This window comes from Mycobacterium sp. (assembly GCF_025933915.1).
In the GTDB taxonomy this organism is placed as follows: domain Bacteria; phylum Actinomycetota; class Actinomycetes; order Mycobacteriales; family Mycobacteriaceae; genus Mycobacterium.
The window spans coordinates 1-14,050 of sequence record NZ_JAICZA010000124.1 but is presented as its reverse complement, the minus strand read 5'-3'; the positions used below and the strand labels follow the sequence as shown (position 1 = coordinate 14,050).

Genomic DNA, 14,050 nt, shown 5'->3' with positions numbered 1-14,050 from the left:
GCAAGACCGATCTGCGTGACCCGCATGCCGTCGGGCACGCCCATCCCGGGGTGGGTTATCGCGCGTTCGATCTGATGGAGGCCGGCCCGGATCGCATCGCGGAGATGCTGGCCGAGTTGATGGAGTGGTTCGCCGGCGGGGCCTTGGCGCCGTTGCCTGTCAAGGCTTTCGACGCGCGCTGCGCCGCCGACGCGTACCGGTTTGTCAGCCAGGCCCGCCACATCGGCAAGGTGGTGCTCACCATGCCGGACGGGCCCGCGGGGCTGGCGGGCGGGACGGCGCTGATCACCGGCGGCACCGGCATGGCGGGTTCGGCGGTGGCTCGTCACCTCGTCGAACGGCACCGGGTGCCGCACGTGATGCTGGTCAGTCGCAGTGGGGAACAGGCGGCCGGAATCGCTGAGCTGGCAGCCGAATTGCGCGACGCAGGGGCCGCGGTGTCGGTGGTGGCGTGCGACGTCGGCGATCGGAACGCGGCAGCGGACCTGCTGGCACGGGTGCCGGCGCAGTACCCGTTGCGGTCGGTGTTCCACGCCGCGGGGGTGCTCGACGACGCGGTGGTCGCGTCGCTGACGCCCGCGCGCATCGACACGGTGCTGCGGGCCAAGGTCGATGGCGCGTGGAACCTGCACGAGCTGACGAAGGAACTGGATCTGTCCGCGTTCGTGGCCTTTTCGTCGATGGCCGGAATCGTGGGCGCGCCGGGTCAGGGTAACTATGCGGCGGCCAACAGCTTCCTCGACGCGCTGGCGGTCCATCGCCACGCTCACGGGCTTCCGGGCTTGTCGGTGGCCTGGGGGATGTGGGAAGAGCCCTCGACGATGACGCGACACCTCGGTGAGGTCGACAGGGCGAGGATGAGCCGGGCCGGGCTGAGCCCGTTGTCCACCCGGCAGGCGCTGGAACTGTTGGACGCCGCGCTGCTGGGCGAGCAGCCCATGGTGGTGGGCACCCGCCTCGACAGGGGCGCGCTGGCTCACCACAGCGCCGCGCTGCCACCGCTGCTGAGTCAGCTGGCCGCACGCCCGGCCCGCCGGGTCCTCGAGCACACCGACATGGTGTCCCTGACCGGGCTGCGGGCGCGGCTGGACGGCCTGAGTCCCGAACAACGACAAGCCGAATTGGCGGAACTGGTCTGCGGCAACGCGGCGACGGTGCTGGGGCACACCAGCGCGGATGTCAACGCCGACGACGCGTTCGGCGACCTCGGTTTCGATTCGCTGACCGCCGTCGAGCTGCGCAACCGACTCAAAATCGCCACCGGGCTGACCCTTTCTCCCACGCTGATCTTCGATCACCCCACGCCGGCCGCTCTTGCCGAGCACCTCGGAACCGAGCTGGCCGCCAACGCCTCCACCGCGGCGGCCACCCCGCCCGACCGCACGGCCCGGTTCAACGACATCGCGCGGGAACTGCAAGCACTGCTCAGCCAGCCCGATCTGAGCCCCGACGACAGAGCGCAGCTCGTCGCCCGGCTCGAAGGCCTGCTGAGCACGCCGGCCGGCCCGTCACCCATCGTGCTGCCGGACCACCCCGAGGACGCGTTCGACGACGATCTCGCCACCGCCACCGAGAGTCAGCTCTTCGCGATCCTCGACGACGAAGTCGGCCCCTGACGGTGCCATCGGCAGACGTCGCGATCATCGGGCTGGCCTGCAAATTCCCCGCGGCGGCCGGTCCGGGTCCCTTCTGGCGTCTGCTGTGCGAGGGACGTGAAAGCACCCGGTTCGCCGGGGAAGCCGAGCAATTCGATGCCGACTTCTTCCACCTGTCGCCCCGCGAGGCGGGCGCGATGGACCCGCGGCAACGGTTGGCCCTCGAACTGACCTGGGAGTTGTTCGAAGACGCCTTCGTCGTGCCGGAAACGCTGCGCGGGCAGGCGGTCTCGGTGTACCTCGGGGCGATGACGGATGACTACGCCGCGCTGACGCTGCGCGATCTCGCCGACAACCTCGACCACCACACGTTCACCGGCATCAGCAGGGCGATGATCGCCAACAGGATCTCGTATGCGTACGGGCTGCGGGGCGCCAGCATGACCGTCGACTCCGGGCAGTCCTCTTCGCTGGTGGCCGTGCACCTCGGCTGCGAAAGCGTGCGCAGCGGACAGTCGCCGCTGGCCATCGCGGGCGGGGTCCACCTCAACCTGGCCGACGAAATCGCCATGCTGGAACGGGAATTCGGTGCCCTGTCGGTGTCGGGTCACACCTACGCCTTCGATCGGCGCGCCGACGGTTACGTGCGCGGTGAGGGCGCCGGGCTGGTGCTGCTGAAGCCGTTGGGGGCGGCCCTCGACGACGGCGATCGCATCCACGCCGTCATCCGGGGCAGCGCCGTGGGCAATGCCGGGCACGGCTCGGGCGGCCAGACCGTGCCGTCGGCTCCCGGCGAGGCCGACGTGATCCACCGTGCGCTCGCCGACGCCGGCCTGAAGGCAGGCGACATCGACTACGTCGAGGCCCACGGAACCGGAACCAAGGTCGGCGACGCGATCGAAGCGCGGGCGCTGGGTGAGGTTTTCGGTGGGCGCGCCCACACTCCGCTGCGGGTGGGATCGGTGAAGACCAATATCGGCCACGCCGGCGGCGCCGCGGGGGTCGCGGGCCTGCTCAAGGCCGTCCTGGCGATCCAGCATTCGACGATTCCACCCACCCTCAACCATGCCGGTGCGGATCCCGAGGCCGATCTGAATCACCTTGGACTGCAAGTCAATACCACCCCGGTGCCGTGGCCGTCCACCGACCATCCGCGGCGCGCCGGGGTGTCCTCGTTCGGCATGGGCGGCACCAACGCGCATCTCATCGTGGAACAGCCGCCCGCCCAGCCCGATACGGCGCGATCGGATATGCCCGCGGACCCAGACGCGGCGGTGCCGTGGGTGCTGTCGGCACGGTCCGAACGCGCGTTGACCAATCAGGCGCAACGATTGTCGGCCTTCGTGGCCGAGCGAGGGGATCTCACTCCTGACGACGTGGCCTGGTCGTTGGTCAGTACCCGGACGATCTTCGACCACCGCGCCGTGGTGGTGGGTAGCGATCGCGGGGCGCTGGCAACGGGATTGACGGCGTTGGCGGCGGGGGAGTCACATCCGGGTGTGACGACGGGCCTGGCCACGTCGCCGGGCAAGACGGTCTTTGTCTTTCCGGGCCAGGGGTCGCAGTTGCCGGGGATGGGGCGCCAGCTGTATGAGCGTTTCGCCGTGTTCGCCCGGGCCTTCGATGACGCCGCCGCGGCGGTGGACGGGCAGGTGCGGCTGCCGCTGCGTGAGGTGATGTGGGGCGCGGACCCGGAGTTGTTGCAGAGCACGGAGTTTGCCCAGCCGGCGTTGTTCGTGCTGGGGATCGCGCTGGCGGCGTTGTGGCAGTCCTTCGGTGTCACACCGGATGTGGTGATGGGACATTCGGTGGGGGAGATCGCCGCGGCGTGCGTGGCCGGGGTGCTGACGCTGCCGGATGCGGCGCGACTGGTCGCGGCCCGGGGCCGCTTGATGGCGGCGCTGCCGGCCGGCGGGGTGATGGTGGCGGTCGGAGCCGGCGAGGCCGAGGTGGCTCCCGCGCTGGACGGCGGGGTGAGCATTGCGGCGGTCAACGGCCCCCATTCGGTGGTGCTCTCCGGTGAGCAGGCCTCGGTCGTGGCGGTGGCGGACCGGCTGGTCCGGGCGGGCCGGCGCGCGCACCGGTTGGCGGTCTCCCATGCGTTTCATTCGCCGCTGATGGAGCCCATGCTGGAGGAGTTCGCCGCGGTGGTGGCGGGTATCGAGCCGGGACGCCCGCGATTCGGGCTGGTGTCGAATCTGACCGGGCGCCTTGCCGACACCTCATACGGATCGGCGCACTACTGGGTCGAGCACATACGTCAACCGGTGCGCTTCTTCGAGGGAGTGCGCGCCGCCGAGGCGGCCGGCGCCGCGATCTTCCTGGAACTGGGTCCGGGCGCGGCGCTGACGGCCGCCGTGGACCAATCGCTGAGCGCGGAGCGGGCGGTGGCGCTGGCCACCATGGCGAAGGATCGCCCCGAGACGGAATCGACTCTGGGCGCCGCCGGGCAATTGTTCACCCGTGGGCTCGACCTCGACTGGGCGAGCGTATTCGCCGGCCTGAACGTCCGGCGAGTCGACTTGCCGACGTATGGCTTTGCGCGAGAGAGGTTTTGGCTGGCCGGGCGAGGGGGAGCGGAGCCGGCGGCGGGGACGCCGGTCGCCACCGTCACCCGCTCACCCGATTTGGCCCAACGGTTGCACGGACTGCCGCGCGAGGAACAGCAGCGTGTGCTGGTGGAGTTGGTGTGCGAGCACGCGGCGGCCGTCCTGGGGCATCCGGGCGGCCACGCCGTCGACCATGACCGCGCCTTCGGCGACCTCGGATTCGACTCATTGGTCGGGGTGGAACTGCGCAACCGCCTCACCGCCCATACCGGGATGGCGTTGTCACGAACGTTGATCTTCGACTACCCGACCCCGGCCGCGCTGGCCGATCATCTCCGCCGGCAACTGCTCCATGACGAAGACGAGGAATCGGACGACGAAAAGATATGGTCCGCGCTGCGGAAGATTCCGCTGCGCGAGCTTCGCCGAACGGGATTGCTCGACAAACTCCTATTACTCGCCGGCATGCCGGAAACACCCGTCGCCGAACCAAATGGCCCAAGTGGTACCGGTGACGACATCGACTCTTTAAGCCCCGACGCGTTAATTGCCATGGCGCTCAACGCGGCGGATGATGAAGATATCGAATGACGAATTCCCCGCTGTCGGACCCGATTACGCGAACACAACGGCCCATCAATAAGACATGTGTTGAATACATGGAACTTTTGCACGACCCCACAGAACCGCATAAACTTCCTGCATTACGGGGAATCGTAGTGAAGCTGGTTGGCAATCAAGAGAGTAGAGCATGAGCGTCATCGCGGGTGTGTTCGGCGCATTGCCGCCGCATCGCTACAGCCAAGCCGAAATCACCGACGCGATCGCCGAGTTCCCCGCGTTGAAGGAACACGAAGAGATCGTCCGGCGCCTGCACGCCGCCGCCAAGGTCAACAGCCGCCATTTCGTGCTGCCGCTCGACAGGTATCGCTCGCTGACCGACTTCGGCGAGGCCAACGAGATCTTCATCGACAAGGCCGTGGAACTGGGCTGCGACGCATTGCTGGGCGCTCTCGACGAGGCCGGGCTGGACCCGCACGACATCGACATGATCGCCACCACGACCGTCACCGGCGTTGCGGTCCCCTCGCTCGACGCCCGGATCGTCGGGCGTCTCGGCCTGCGCCCGGACGTGCGCCGGTTGCCGCTGTTCGGGTTGGGCTGCGCCGGCGGTGCGGCGGGAGTGGGCAGGCTGCACGACTACCTGCGCGGCGCACCCGATGGCGTCGCGGCCCTGGTCTCCGTCGAGCTGTGCTCGCTCACCTTCCCCGCGGTCAGGCCGACCGTGTCGGGGTTGGTCGGGACGGCGATGTTCGGTGATGGCGCCGCCGCCGTGGTCGCCGTCGGCGACCGTCGCGCCGAGCAACTGAGTTCGGCCGGACCCGACATCCTCGATTCGAGCAGCCGGCTGTACCCCGAATCGCTGCACATCATGGGGTGGAACATCGGCTCCGCCGGAATGCAGCTGGTGATGTCTCCCGAACTGCCGAAGGTCATCGACCGGTACCTGGCCGACGACGTGACCCGGTTCCTCGCCGCGCATCAGCTCACCAAGGACGAGATCGGGGCCTGGGTGACTCACCCCGGCGGCCCCAAGGTCATCAACACCATCGCCAAGTGCCTCGAGCTGCCGCCGCAGGCGCATGAGCTGACCTGGCGCTCGCTCGGCGAAATCGCCAACCTGTCGTCGGCGTCGGTGCTGCACATCCTGCGGGACACCATCGCCAAACCGCCGCCCGGCGGGAGCCCCGGGCTGATGCTCGCGACGGGGCCCGGTTTCGGTTCCGAACTGGTGCTGCTGCGCTGGCACTGAGCGGGTAACTTCCGTCGAGATGCAGCGAAAAACCTAGGTAGCGCGACGGCCTTGTTTGGCTCACGGATCGGGATTCGCGGTGATCGCTGCGGGTTGACCTGTTGCTTCCCGGATTTGTCGGTGGTGGCTGCGATGATGACGTCATGTCTTCGACCGCATCCGCTGGCGCCGTGGTGGTGAGTCCTAGCGAGCGTCTTGAGGTGCTGTTCGAGGAGCTGGCGGAGTTGACCGGTCAGCGCAACGCGATTGATGGGCGCATCGTTGAGATCGTGGCCGAGATCGATTGCGACCAATTGTGCGGCGCCACCGGCGCGCGGTCGGTGCCGGCGTTGGTGGCCTGGAAGACCGGCTGCTCGACGGCAAATGCTCACACGATCAGCGGCATCGCGAGCCGGCTGCAGGAGTTCCCACGCTGCGTGGCGGGCATGCGCGAGGGTCGGCTGTCGCTGGATCAGGTCGGCGTCATCGCGGCGGGGGCCGGGGCGGGATCCGATGAGCACTACGCGCAGTTGGCGGCCAGTGCCACGGTCAATCAGCTGCGCACCGCGGTCAGGCTGGAACCGCGACCCGAACCCGAACCTCGGCCCGAGCCCGAGCGCTCGATTACCACGACCACCAACGAGCGGGGCAGCTGCTATCGGATCACACTTGGCCACCATGATGCCGCGACGTTCGACGCCGCCTTGGCGTCTCATCGTGATGCGCTGATCGCCGAATGGAAGCGCGATCACGGCGAGGGCCAGGGCGGTTGCGATCAGCGGCCCCCTTTGCCTACCACCGCCGACGCGTTTATGCGCCTGGTCGAGGCCGGATGGGACGCCGAGGCGGCCCGCCGGCCACACGGGCAGCACACCACCGTGGTGGTGCACCTCGACGTCGAGCGGCGCGCTGCCGCCCTGCATCTGGGTCCGCTGCTGCCCGACGCCGAACGCCGATACCTCACCTGTGATGCCACCTGTGAAGTCTGGTTCGAACGACATGGACAGGTTATTGGTGCCGGGCGGGCGACGCGGGTGATCAATCGGCGGCTTCGCCGCGCGCTCGAGCACCGCGACAGCATGTGCGCGGTTCCAGGTTGTGGTGCCACCCGTGGTCTGCACGCCCATCACATCCGACACTGGGAAGACGGCGGCCCCACCGAGTTGGCCAACCTGATACTGCTCTGCCCGTATCACCACCGGTTGCATCACCGGGGCGTCATCACCATCACCGGACCCGCCGATGCTCTGGCCGTCACCGACGACGCCGGCCGATTACTGAGCCCGGGATCGCTGGCGCGCCCACCGACGCAACCCCCGCCCGCGGTGGCGCCCTGCCCGGGACCTACCGGCGAGCGCGCCGACTGGTGGTGGTATGAACCCTTCCAACCCCAACCACCACCGACAACCAATTAACCTAGCCCGGTCACCACCGGCACTGTGTTGAAGTCTCAAATAGGTTGGGGCATAAAGGACTTCGTTCACACTATCCCGCGGACGCATCGCGGACATCGGGGCGGACAACCAAACGGCGCACCGCCGCCGACCCGCATCGCCATGGCCGGCCCTGAGCATCGGTTGCCGGCGGTGCGCACCTTCGTCGGTCGAGTCTGAGCCCGTCGGAAAGTTCGTTGCGCCTCGACACGCTCACGAACCCTATTGCCGCTCAAGGTTATTCGAGCTGCTCGGAGAGCTCCAGCCAACGGCCCTCGGTCGCGGCGACCTCGTCTTCGAGCGCGCGTAGCTCCTGGGTGAGCCGGGTGATGACGATATGGTCGGACTGGTCGTGTGAGGCGAGTTCGTTGTGTTTGTCCTTGATGCGGTCCGCCAGGCGCGCCAGCTGGCGGTCGGCGGCGGCCACCTCTTTCTCGGCGGCGCGGCGCTGGGCACCGGACATCGCCGGCTGCGACGGCCGCGACGGCCGCGACGGTTCGGTGGCCGCCTGGGCGGCGCGTTGCTCGGCCAGCCGCAGGTAGTCGTCGATGCCGCCGGGCAGGTGCCGCAGCCGGCCGTCGAGCACCGCGTACTGCTGATCGGTGACCCGCTCCAGCAGGTAGCGGTCGTGCGAGACGACGATCAGCGTGCCCGCCCAGGAGTCGAGCAGATCCTCCACGGCGGTCAGCGTGTCGGTGTCGATGTCGTTGGTCGGCTCGTCGAGCAGCAACACGTTGGGCTCCGCCAACAGCGTGAGCATCAGCTGCAACCGGCGCCGCTCGCCGCCGGAGAGGTCGGCCACCCGGGCGGACAGCTGGCCACGGCCGAAGCCGAGCCGCTCCAACAGCTGCGCCGGGCTGACCTCACGGCCGTCGACCTGGTAGTCGCCGCGCAGCCTGCCCAACACGTCGGCGATCCGGTCGTCGCTAACCGGGGCCAGCGCGTCGCCCTGCTGGTCCAGCACCGCCAGCCGCACCGTCTTGCCCCGTTTGACCCGCCCCGCATCCGGCGCGATGGTGCCGTCGATCAACCGCAGCAGGGTCGATTTACCGGCGCCGTTGGCGCCGACGATGCCGGTGCGTTCGCCGGGGGCGATCCGCCACTCGATGTCGCGCAACACCGGGCGGCCGTCAAACGAGACCGACACGTCGAGCAGGTCGATCACGTCCTTGCCGAGGCGGGCGGTGGCCAGCTTGGCCAACTCGACGGTGTTGCGCAGCGGCGGCACGTCGGCGATCAGCTGGTTGGCTGCCTCGATCCGGAACTTGGGCTTCGAGGTCCGCGCCGGCGCACCGCGGCGCAGCCATGCCAGTTCCTTGCGCATCAGGTTCTGCCGCTTGGCTTCGGTGGCGGCGGCCATCCGGTCCCGCTCGACGCGCTGCAGCACGTAGGCCGCGTACCCGCCGTCGAACGGCTCGACTATGCCGTCATGCACCTCCCACGTCGTGGTGGCGACCTCGTCGAGGAACCACCGATCGTGGGTGACCAGCAGCAGCCCGCCGGTGTTGGCCGCCCAGCGCTGCTTCAGGTGACCGGCCAGCCAGGTGATTCCCTCGATGTCCAGATGGTTGGTGGGCTCGTCGAGCGCGATGACGTCCCATTCGCCCACCAGCAGCCGGGCCAGCTGCACCCTCCGGCGCTGGCCGCCGGACAGCGTGGCAACCGTTGCGTCCCAACCGATGTCGGAGGCCAGCCCGGCGACCACATCGCGGACCCGCGCGTCACCGGCCCACTGGTGTTCGGCGGCATCGCCGACCAGTGTCCAGCCCACGGTGCGGTCCGGGTCCAGCGTGTCCGCCTGGCTCAGCGCGCCGACCCGCAGCCCGCTGCGCCGGGTGACCCGGCCGGAGTCGGGCTCTTGCTGCCCGGTGAGCAGCCGCAGCAAGCTGGACTTGCCGTCGCCGTTGCGCCCGACGATGCCGATGCGCGCGCCGTCGTTGATCCCGAGCGTGATCGACCCGAACACCACCTGAGTCGGATATTCCAGGTGTACGGCCTCGGCTCCGAGTAGGTGCGCCACCGGGCCGACCCTAGCGCGGTGACGATGCCGGCCGGTTGACGGCCGGAGGAGGAGGCGCGCGATGCGACCCTAGCGCGGTGACGATGCCGGCCGGTTGACGGCCGGAGGAGGAGGCGCGCCATCCGACGGTCCCGCTAGCCGAGGGTCAGCAGCGCCCGGTCCACCTGGCTTTGCGTTTCCGGTGACGCATTGTTGGCCATGGCGTCCAGGAAGCGGCCGGCGACGTCGCGCACCTTGAGGTTCTCCTCCTGGGAACGCCACACCAGGATGTCGAACGCACGCTCGGCGGAAATGCCGTAGGCGACCATCAACACGCCCTTGGCCTGCTCGATGCGGCCCCGGGCATCGGCCACCGCCGAGAGGACATTGGTGATGTCGGCGTGCAGCGAGTCGGTAACGTCGATGTAGAAGCCGGATGTGCCGGCCGGCGCACCGGTGCCGTCGACCATCCGATCGCCGGCGACGATCACGCAGTGGGTGCGTCCGGCGGTGTCGATGATGCGGTGCCGACTGCTGAACGGCTTTCCCTTCATCACCCGCTCCAGCACGGCCGCCACCCGCTCACGGTCGTCGGGGTGCTTGTGTCGCAGCAACAGTTCCGTGGTGGGCTCCACCTGTCCCGGCTGGTAGCCGTGCATGCGCGCCACCGCATCCGACCACTCCCAGCGATGGCCGTCCAGAAAAAACCGGAACCTGCCCACGCGCTGTGGGTCGCCGACACCCAGCACCGAGTCGACCGCGCTCAGGTCGCCTTCGTCGACGACGGCGGACGTGACGGCTGCACGACCCTCAACGGTTTCGTCATCGGAGTTCACTGTCATCGCGGGTTGCTCCATTCCCTTTTGTCAAAACCTTGGCGTATCGATTCCCGTTTCTGCGCGCGTCATGCCTGGCGGTACGAACGGGTGTGCTCAGGCCAGCCGGTACCGCTCGGCGTCGCTGGTTTTGAACTCCAGGCCGAAGCCCGGCCGGTGCTGGTCGGGCCGCAACGCGCCGCCCTCGGGCGAGAGGGCACCCTCGAAAAGCATGTGCTCGATGCGGTGGTGATCGTGGAAGTACTCCAGATGCCGCAGATTCGGGATGGCGGTGGCGACGTGAGCGTGCAGGTTGGGAGCGCAATGCCCGGAGACGTCCACGTTGCGGGCGGCGGCCACGGCGGCGGCGCGCAGCCAGTCGGTGATGCCCCCGCAGCGAGTGACGTCGATCTGCAGGCAGTCGACCGCGCCGGCGGCCAGCATCCTATTGAAATAGGCCAGGTCGTAGCCGTATTCACCAGCGGTGACGTCCGGGGTCACCTGGTCGCGGACCTCCCGTAGCCCGGCCAGGTCGTCGGAGGAGACGGGTTCCTCGAACCACGTGACACCGTGGTCGGCCATGGCGTGGGCCACCCGGATCGCCTGCTTGCGACGGTAGGCCCCGTTGGCGTCGACGTACAATTCGGTGTCTGATCCGATCACCTTGCGCGCCAGGGCGATTCGATCGAGGTCGCGTGTCACGTCGGCGCCCCATGATTCGCCGATCTTGATTTTGACGCGCGGGATCCTCCACTCCTCGACCCAGCGTTCGAGTTGGGCGCGGGTGGTGCGCTCGTCGTAGGTGGTGAAGCCGCCGCTGCCGTAGATCGGTACTTCGGCGTGCGCCATGCCGAGCAGCCGGCACACCGGCAGGCCCAGCAGCTTGCCCTTGAGGTCCCACAGTGCGGTGTCGATCGCCGAGATCGCGCACGACACCAGCCCGGGCCGCCCGTTGTTGCGCATCGCCCTGACCATCGCCTCCCACCGGGCGGGGATGTCGACGGCATCGTGTCCGGTGAGCGTGCCGGCGAGCGGCCCGTTGATCAGCTTGCCGCACGCGCCGTCGCCATAGGTGTAGCCGATTCCGCGCAGGCCGCCGGCCGCAACCTCGGCCAGCACCAGCGTGGTTGACGACCAGGGCAGGGTGCCGTCGGCTTCCGGTGCGTCGGTGGGGATTTCGTAGACCTGCGCCGAGACCCCGTCGATGGCCGCGTCGACTCGCGCGGCGGTTGTCATCGCGCCCACCGGCGGCCCGCGCGCGCCGCGAGCCACGCGCCGAGACCGGCGGCGCCCAGCGCGCCGGTGCCGCTGACGACCGGGTGTTGCGATGCCCACAGTTGCGGGCTGTGGGTGTGCGAGTTGTCGTCGAACTCGCCGCGGGCGCCATGATCGCTGCCCGGCTCCTGGTCGAGCGGCCGCCAGAGGTTGTCGGGCCGGCCGGCGCTGACGTGCTCCTTGGTCTGTTGCGAGTCGTATCCGGTGCGGCCGAGGTAGCGGTCCAGCAGCGGTGCGACGAACTTCTGCGCCAGCAGCGTCACCAGGGTGGAATCGCCGACCCAATATTGTTTGCGCCCTGGATGATCCGCGGCGTACAGCACCCCGCGTGCGGCGACCTCGGGCTGGTAGATCGGCGGCACCGGTTGGGGATGGCGGGGCAGCCGGGACAGCACCCAGGAGAACTGCGGGGTGTTGACCGCGGGCATCTGGACCACGGTGATGCGCACCTTCGAGCTCTCGTGGAATAGTTCGCAGCGCACCGATTCGGTGAACCCGTTGATGGCGTGTTTGGCGCCGCAGTAGGCGGACTGCAGCGGGATGGATCGCTGACTGAGCGCGGAACCGACCTGGACGATGGTGCCGCGGTTGCGGGGGCGCATCTTGGCCAGCGCCGCCATGGTGCCGTGCACGTAGCCGAGGTAGGCGACCTCGGTCACGCGCTTGAACTCCTCGGCGCTGATTTCGCTGAATGGCGCGAACACCGAGGTGAACGCGACGTTGACCCAGACGTCGATGGGACCGAACGCGGCTTCGGCCTCGTCGGCGGCCGCGACGACGGCCGCGTGGTCGGCCACGTCGGTCGGGATGGCGAGCGCCTTGCCGCCGCCGGCTTCGACGTCGCGGGCGGCGCCTTCCAGCCCCGCGGCGCCGCGGGCGAGCAGGGCGACGTTCGCGCCGCGCTGCCCGAACTGCTGGGCGGTCGCGCGGCCGATGCCGGCGCTGGCCCCGGTGATCACCACTGTTTGAGTCATTGCGGAAATCCCTTTCGCTCGGTCCGGATGTCAGACACCCGATCAGTCATGGTGGGCGGCATCGTCGGTGAGGGTGGCCGTGCATTCCAGCATCAGCGCGTGGGTGAACGCCTGGGGCAGGTTGCCGCGCAGCTGGCGCTGCCGCACGTCGTATTCCTCGCAGAACAGGCCCGGCGGCCCACAGGCGGTGCGGTTGCGTTCGAACCAGCGCATCGCGCAATCGGCATGGCCCAGTTGATGTTCGGCCAGCGCCATCATGAATCCGCAGAGCAAGAAGGCGCCCTCGGCGTCGCCGAGGTTGCGCTCGTCGTGCCGGAAGCGGTAGACGAACCCGTCGTCGGTGAGTTCCCGGCGGACGGCGTCCAGGGTGGCCCTGGTCCGGGGGTCGTCGGCGGGCACGGCGCCGCGGACCGGGGGCAGTACCAGCGATGCATCGACCCCGGGGAGCCGCGGGCTGCGTTGCCAATAGCCGTGCGGGTGCAGGCTTTCCGACGCGGTCGCGGCGAGGATCGCATCGGCCAGCGAAGCGCAGGCGGCAACCTCCGGACCGCCGCCGGCCAGCTTCGCGACGGCGCGTAACCCCGCCACACAGGCCAGGCGGGACTGTGTCCAGTGCTCGTCGTCGATTTCCCAGACGCCGGCATCCGGCTCGCGCCAGCGCTTTTCGATGGCCTGTATCGCGGTCTGCGCCGCGCGCCAGCCGTCGGCGTCGAGCCGGTCGGCGGTGCCCGCCGTGGCCAGTAGCTGCAGCGCCTCGCCGAAGACATCAAGCTGGAATTGCTGGTTGACCCAGTTGCCGATCTTGTCGGTGCCGCCGGGGTAACCGGGCAGGTCGAGGGTTTTCTCGCTGGGCACGGCGCCACCGGTGACGGTGTAGGCGGGTTTGAGATCGGGTCCGTCCTCGAGCAGCCGGGCGCCGACGAATTCCACCGCCCGGTCGAGGAGCTCGGTCGTGCCGACGGCGGCAGCGGCCATGCCGGCGTACACCTGATCGCGGATCCAGGCATAGCGGTAGTCGTAGTTCTGGTTGGTGTGCGCGCGTTCGGGCAGGCTCATCGTGGCGGCCGCGACCATTCCGCCGCCGCTGCTGGTCAGCCCGCGCAGCACCGCGTAGGAGTTTCGCCCGTCGCGGGGAGCGATGGTGCAGTTCAGCTCGGGAACGCTGCGCTGCCAGGCGGCGCTGGTGGCTTCCCAGGCGAGGTCGGGGTCCGGCGGCCGCTCGGGCAGCGTGTGTTCGGACAGCTCCAGCACCAGGTCGTGTTGCCGGCCCTCCTCGAGCGTGATCTCGCAGGTGAGTAGCTCGCCCTGCTGCCGGGCCGCTCGAACGGGGCGGGCGTCGCAACCGGCCTGCCAGCGCCAGTGCAGCCGTCCCGAGCGGCCGCTCCACACCCCGTCATCCACGGTCGGCTTGCCCGGGGCGTGGTGGCCGAACCCGGCGCTCGGTGCCAGCAGCACCCGCACCCGCGCCGTCCCGCGGCAGCCGGTGAGGCGCCGCAGCAACACCGCCCGGTCAGGGTCGCCCGGAAAGGCCAGTGCGGCGCGGCATTCCACGATGCCGTCGCGAGTGATCCAGCGGGTCCGCCAGATCAGGGTGCCCGGCTCGTAGTAGCCGCCCCAT

At 69.3% G+C, this 14,050-nt stretch carries 9 protein-coding genes; 4 read left to right on the top strand and 5 right to left on the bottom strand.

The window, feature by feature from the left end:
- The 4 genes from Q0W90_RS18000 to Q0W90_RS17985 form a co-directional block, all read left to right on the top strand.
- Window positions 1–1,616 (top strand): SDR family NAD(P)-dependent oxidoreductase (locus Q0W90_RS18000; protein WP_297775542.1); only part of this gene is annotated, 1,616 nt, incomplete at its 5' end.
- A gap of 2 nt (window positions 1,617–1,618) precedes the next feature.
- On the top strand, window positions 1,619–4,735 hold the full coding sequence (locus Q0W90_RS17995; RefSeq protein ID WP_297775541.1) for an acyltransferase domain-containing protein: 3,117 nt from the start codon (window positions 1,619–1,621) through the stop codon (window positions 4,733–4,735).
- 160 nt (window positions 4,736–4,895) lie between these two features.
- A complete protein-coding gene (locus tag Q0W90_RS17990; RefSeq protein WP_297593972.1) occupies window positions 4,896–5,957 on the top strand; it encodes a 3-oxoacyl-[acyl-carrier-protein] synthase III C-terminal domain-containing protein in 1,062 nt (353 codons plus the stop codon).
- 143 nt (window positions 5,958–6,100) lie between these two features.
- Window positions 6,101–7,351 (top strand): HNH endonuclease signature motif containing protein, encoded by a 1,251-nt coding sequence (locus Q0W90_RS17985; RefSeq protein ID WP_297775539.1) that lies wholly within the window; start codon window positions 6,101–6,103, stop codon window positions 7,349–7,351.
- 256 nt (window positions 7,352–7,607) lie between these two features.
- On the opposite strand, the gene Q0W90_RS17980 is transcribed toward Q0W90_RS17985, so the two are convergent.
- The 5 genes from Q0W90_RS17980 to Q0W90_RS17960 form a co-directional block, all read right to left on the bottom strand.
- Entirely contained in the window at window positions 7,608–9,389 is a 1,782-nt protein-coding gene (locus Q0W90_RS17980) for an ABC-F family ATP-binding cassette domain-containing protein (protein WP_297698934.1), read from the bottom strand.
- A 134-nt stretch (window positions 9,390–9,523) separates the two neighbouring features.
- Entirely contained in the window at window positions 9,524–10,210 is a 687-nt protein-coding gene (locus Q0W90_RS17975) for a PAS and ANTAR domain-containing protein (protein WP_297593978.1), read from the bottom strand.
- Between the two features lie 90 nt (window positions 10,211–10,300).
- Entirely contained in the window at window positions 10,301–11,419 is a 1,119-nt protein-coding gene (locus tag Q0W90_RS17970; RefSeq protein WP_297775536.1) for an enolase C-terminal domain-like protein, read from the bottom strand.
- Window positions 11,416–12,432, bottom strand: a complete 1,017-nt coding sequence (locus Q0W90_RS17965) for an SDR family oxidoreductase (RefSeq protein ID WP_297593982.1) — start codon at window positions 12,430–12,432, stop codon at window positions 11,416–11,418. Before Q0W90_RS17965 ends, Q0W90_RS17970 begins: the two co-directional genes overlap by 4 nt.
- Window positions 12,433–12,474: 42 nt before the next feature.
- The coding region (locus tag Q0W90_RS17960) for a glycoside hydrolase family 15 protein (RefSeq protein ID WP_297775533.1) at window positions 12,475–14,050 on the bottom strand (1,576 nt) is incomplete at its 5' end.

Coding starts and splice junctions, on each gene's coding strand:
- Q0W90_RS17990 (WP_297593972.1), top strand. CDS start 4,896: ATGAGCGTCATCGCGGGTGTGTTCGGCGCATTGCCGCCGCATCGCTAC.
- Q0W90_RS17985 (WP_297775539.1), top strand. CDS start 6,101: ATGTCTTCGACCGCATCCGCTGGCGCCGTGGTGGTGAGTCCTAGCGAG.
- Q0W90_RS17975 (WP_297593978.1), bottom strand. CDS start 10,210: ATGACAGTGAACTCCGATGACGAAACCGTTGAGGGTCGTGCAGCCGTC.
- Q0W90_RS17970 (WP_297775536.1), bottom strand. CDS start 11,419: ATGACAACCGCCGCGCGAGTCGACGCGGCCATCGACGGGGTCTCGGCG.
- Q0W90_RS17965 (WP_297593982.1), bottom strand. CDS start 12,432: ATGACTCAAACAGTGGTGATCACCGGGGCCAGCGCCGGCATCGGCCGC.